Below are 3,867 nucleotides of genomic sequence, written 5' to 3'. Positions count from 1 at the left end.
ATACGTGCTATTGATATCCCAAAGGTCAAAAGTTTCATGGAAGAAAACCCTGAGATCCTTGGAAGCTGGTCAGAGTATGAAAATGCCAAAGTCATAGACCAGGTCCTTAATGATGAGATCAGCTTTGGTTTTGTAGTAGGTAAGCCCGCGCAGAGCAATATCACTGCCACTTTGGTTCAGTCCCTTGATTTAGTAGTATACATCCACAAGATTCATAGATTCTGGGACAAGAACACACTTGAAATCAAAGAACTTCGTGATGAAAATCTTATCCTAATGAACGAGAAGCATCACTTATACTATGATGTTGTTAATGCCTGTCACATGTGCGATTTCAAGCCGCACATAGCTGCAACCGTTGAAGAAGGCGAAGCTATGTACAAGCTTGTAGAAAATGGAATCGGAATCGGCATATCTCCAAGGTTCCTAAAGGACAATGATAATATCCGTGCCGTAAGCCTCAAAGATGCCTACACATGGGACATTTATGGTATATACCGGAAGGATTCTGCAGATAAAGATATTGCAGAAAGGTTTCTTACCGCTTTAAAATCCTGATATCTATATTTCCGGAGATTGCGTTGATGTTCATGTTATTGGCTCCGCTTCCAATGACATAGGTATCACCATCTTTGGAGAATGCCTGCTCGTAAGATACATCGCCGCTTACAACTTTAAACTGTGCTGTAACATCGATCTTCTCAGGAAGATTGACTGTGATATTGCCTGAGGATGTCTTGATCTGAGTATTCTCAGGGACAGTTCTTAATGTATATGTTCCATCCCCGCTGGAAGCCTTAGCATCCAAACTCTTGATATAATCAGAATCAACATCTATTCTGCCGGAAGCTACCGAGATTGTAACCATATCTGCTGTCTCTAAGCCAAGCTTCACATCACCTGATGACGTATTTGCAGTCAGATTGGTACAATTTCCAACTACTGTAAAGTCTATATTACCTGAAGAAGTATGAAGATCGATACTGTCAGAACTGCATACAGCTGCAGTATTACCAGAAGATACACTGATCTTAAGATTACCAAGTGTTACATTCTTAGGAATACTTACAGTAAGAGTTTTATCAAGATTATTTAGATTGATATTCTTAGATGATGCACAATACTTGATAAACAAGGTAGTACCTTCTACATAAGAATGCACTTTGTGATCATCGTCAAGATCTTTCTTTGAAGTCTCTTTGATTGATATAGAGTCAGATTCAGATACTTCCAGATAGACATCTCCTGATATATAGTCTATATCAACATTTTGAATATTATCTGTGATATCGCGATCTCCCGATATATATTTATCGCCATTATCATATACATATTTGGAAAAAAGACCAAATGAACGTCCGTTAAAAAGTCCCATAAATTATCCTCCCATTTTTTTAACCTCATGTCGCGAGCAAAGCGAGTGACTAATGGTTCAAATTGGTGGAGCTCGCGACACCAATTTGGGTTTGAAAGTGGAACACTTTCAAACTTTACCAAAGTTATATTCTTTACTTATATTCTTGTTATACCGTCATCTGTATACATATCATAGCTCTTAGCATCTGCCTCGAAACCTATATATGTCAGGTTATCTGTAGCAAGAGCTCCTGTCCTATTTGCAGGCTCTGTGATAGGAAGAACTCGTCCTTTTCTTACAAATACCAGCACCTCTCCAAGATCTGCTCTTAGATAATGATCTCCCTTAGATAGAACTTCCTCGTCATAATCATCATATGCCCTGAAGCGGATCATCTTCATATCTTCCGGAAGATATACGTATCTGCCTGTAGTATTCTGCTTGTATACAGGAGCTATCATGATACTGTCTCCTACAAGGAGCTGATCTTCTACTTCCCTGCTCCTGTCATCATCATATTCAAAGCATAAAGGCTTAAAGAGCATCTCATAGTTAAGAGCAGCCTTCATGAATTCTGAATACAGATATGGAATAAGAGCATATCGAAGATCTATTAGTTTCTTAAAAGTATCTTTTGATTCAAATCGGTATAGTTCCTGATATCTAGTTCCTGCAGCAGCATGATTCCTGAAAAGAGGTGTGAATATGCCAAAAGATATCCATCTGATAGCAAGATCCTCAGTAGTATCCGCACCAAATCCACATACATCAGCACCTGAATACAAGAAGCCGCACATAGACAGAGCCGGCATCTGCTGTATATTAAGAAGAAGGTGTGACCACCAGGACTTATTGTCACCGCACCATATACCGCCATATCTGTGCATCCCTATATATGAAGATCTGGAGAACATAAGGATTCTTTTGTCAGGAGATAATCTCTCAAAAGCTTCACCGGCAGCCCTTGTCATATTGTAGCCAAAAAGGTTGTGGACTTTGTCATGCCTTATCTTCCTGCCTTTGTATTCATGATAGAATCTCTTATAATCCGCTTCGTTATTGTCAATAGAGCCCACAAGATCCTTGAAAGCAAAAAATGACTTTATATCAAGATTCTTGCCTTTATAATCCTCTATAGCATCAAATACTTCCTTAAGATGATCCTGCGTATAGAATATGGCAGGCTCGTTCATATCATTCCAGAAACCGTCAATTCCCTGATCCAGAAGGACTTTATACTTGTTGCCAAACCACTCTCTTGCCTTATCATTAAGAAAGTCCGGGAAGTGAACCTGACCCGGCCATACAGCTGCTACAAGATTTTCTCCATTTTCTTTTTTGACAAAAAAGTCTTCCTTGACGCCTTCTTCGTAGACATCATACCCGTCTTCAATCTTGACGCCCGCATCTATGATAGGGACAAGGTGTATGCCTCTTTTTCTCATCTCATCTACAAATTCAGGGAAATTCGGGAAAGCCTTGTCATCTACAGTAAAGTCCTTGTATCTCTCCATATAGTCAATATCAAGGTAGATCATATCAAGAGGAATGCCAAGCTCGTCATACTTATCAGCTACTTCCCTGACTTCATCTTCTGTATAATAGCTCCACCTGCTCTGACCAAAGCCAAATGCCCAGTAAGGCGGGATGTAGCTTCTGCCAATGAGGTGCCTGAACTCTTTGACTATATTCTTAAGACTTTCTGATCTGGACAAAGAAGCTTCAGATTCTTCAGCCTCTATCAGATAGATATATGCATCGAAATCTTCAAAAGATATTACAAGCTGGTCCTGCTGACTATAACCTATATCAAATGTAACTCTTCCAGGTGTATCGACATAGACTCCAAGTGACCTGTCATCAGATGTTATAATCAGGAAGTTCTGTGATGCGTACAAAGATCTCTTGTCCTCTGTATGATTGGGATCGTCTGAATTAAAGCTTGTATAGATCCAGCCCCTTTTGTTGATACCACGGACTGTCTCCCCAAGTCCAAAGACCATATCCTTCTTGGACATAGATAATGAAAGCATCCCCTCTTCATCATCTTTCTTAAAAAATGGAATCTCCCCTTTGGTAACCTCGATATCCTGCACAACAGAGTCTGTCTCAATGGGATTACCAATTCTATACTTTCTAGTCACTTTACTATACTGCCTCCCTATGTTCTTTTTAGGTTATTATTTAATGCTTTATGTAATGTTTCTATAAGAACTTCTACGTAATGCTTTATGCATTATTGGTATGTATTATTTTTTGTATTATTTTTTGTATTATTTTTTCTATTGTCTTTATCTATAATCGTTATCAATCGTCTTTATCATCAGATTTTTTTCTCCGTCCCAGAATGCCAAATGGCCAGATTTCAATGGTATCTTCTTCAAATACTATAGGCGCATGTTCCAGTGCAGAGAGAAACGCAACCCATTCATCGAACCCTTTCCATCTCTCATTTGGCTGCATAGGTAGTACAAGCCTCTTTCCATCTACATATATTCCAAAATTATTGG

At 39.0% G+C, this 3,867-nt stretch carries 4 protein-coding genes; 1 reads left to right on the top strand and 3 read right to left on the bottom strand.

Going from position 1 to position 3,867, the window contains the following annotated elements; translation table 11 throughout:
* The coding region (locus K6G87_RS00820) for a LysR family transcriptional regulator substrate-binding protein (protein WP_296832565.1) at positions 1 to 558 on the top strand (558 nt) is incomplete at its 5' end.
* On the opposite strand, the gene K6G87_RS00815 is transcribed toward K6G87_RS00820, so the two are convergent.
* From K6G87_RS00815 to K6G87_RS00805, 3 genes are all read right to left on the bottom strand, one after another.
* Positions 539 to 1,375 (bottom strand): DUF4097 family beta strand repeat-containing protein, encoded by an 837-nt coding sequence (locus K6G87_RS00815; RefSeq protein WP_296832562.1) that lies wholly within the window; start codon positions 1,373 to 1,375, stop codon positions 539 to 541. The two genes, K6G87_RS00820 and K6G87_RS00815, sit on opposite strands and share 20 nt — an antisense overlap.
* A 137-nt stretch (positions 1,376 to 1,512) precedes the next feature.
* The gene (locus K6G87_RS00810; protein ID WP_296832559.1) at positions 1,513 to 3,501 is read right to left on the bottom strand and encodes a glycoside hydrolase family 31 protein; all 1,989 of its coding nucleotides are present in this window, start codon (positions 3,499 to 3,501) and stop codon (positions 1,513 to 1,515) included.
* A 163-nt stretch (positions 3,502 to 3,664) separates the two neighbouring features.
* Positions 3,665 to 3,867, bottom strand: a 203-nt coding sequence (locus tag K6G87_RS00805; protein WP_296832556.1) for a hypothetical protein, incomplete at its 5' end; no start/stop codon positions are given.

This window comes from Butyrivibrio sp. (assembly GCF_024699075.1).
This window is presented reverse-complemented; position numbering and strand designations above follow the sequence as displayed.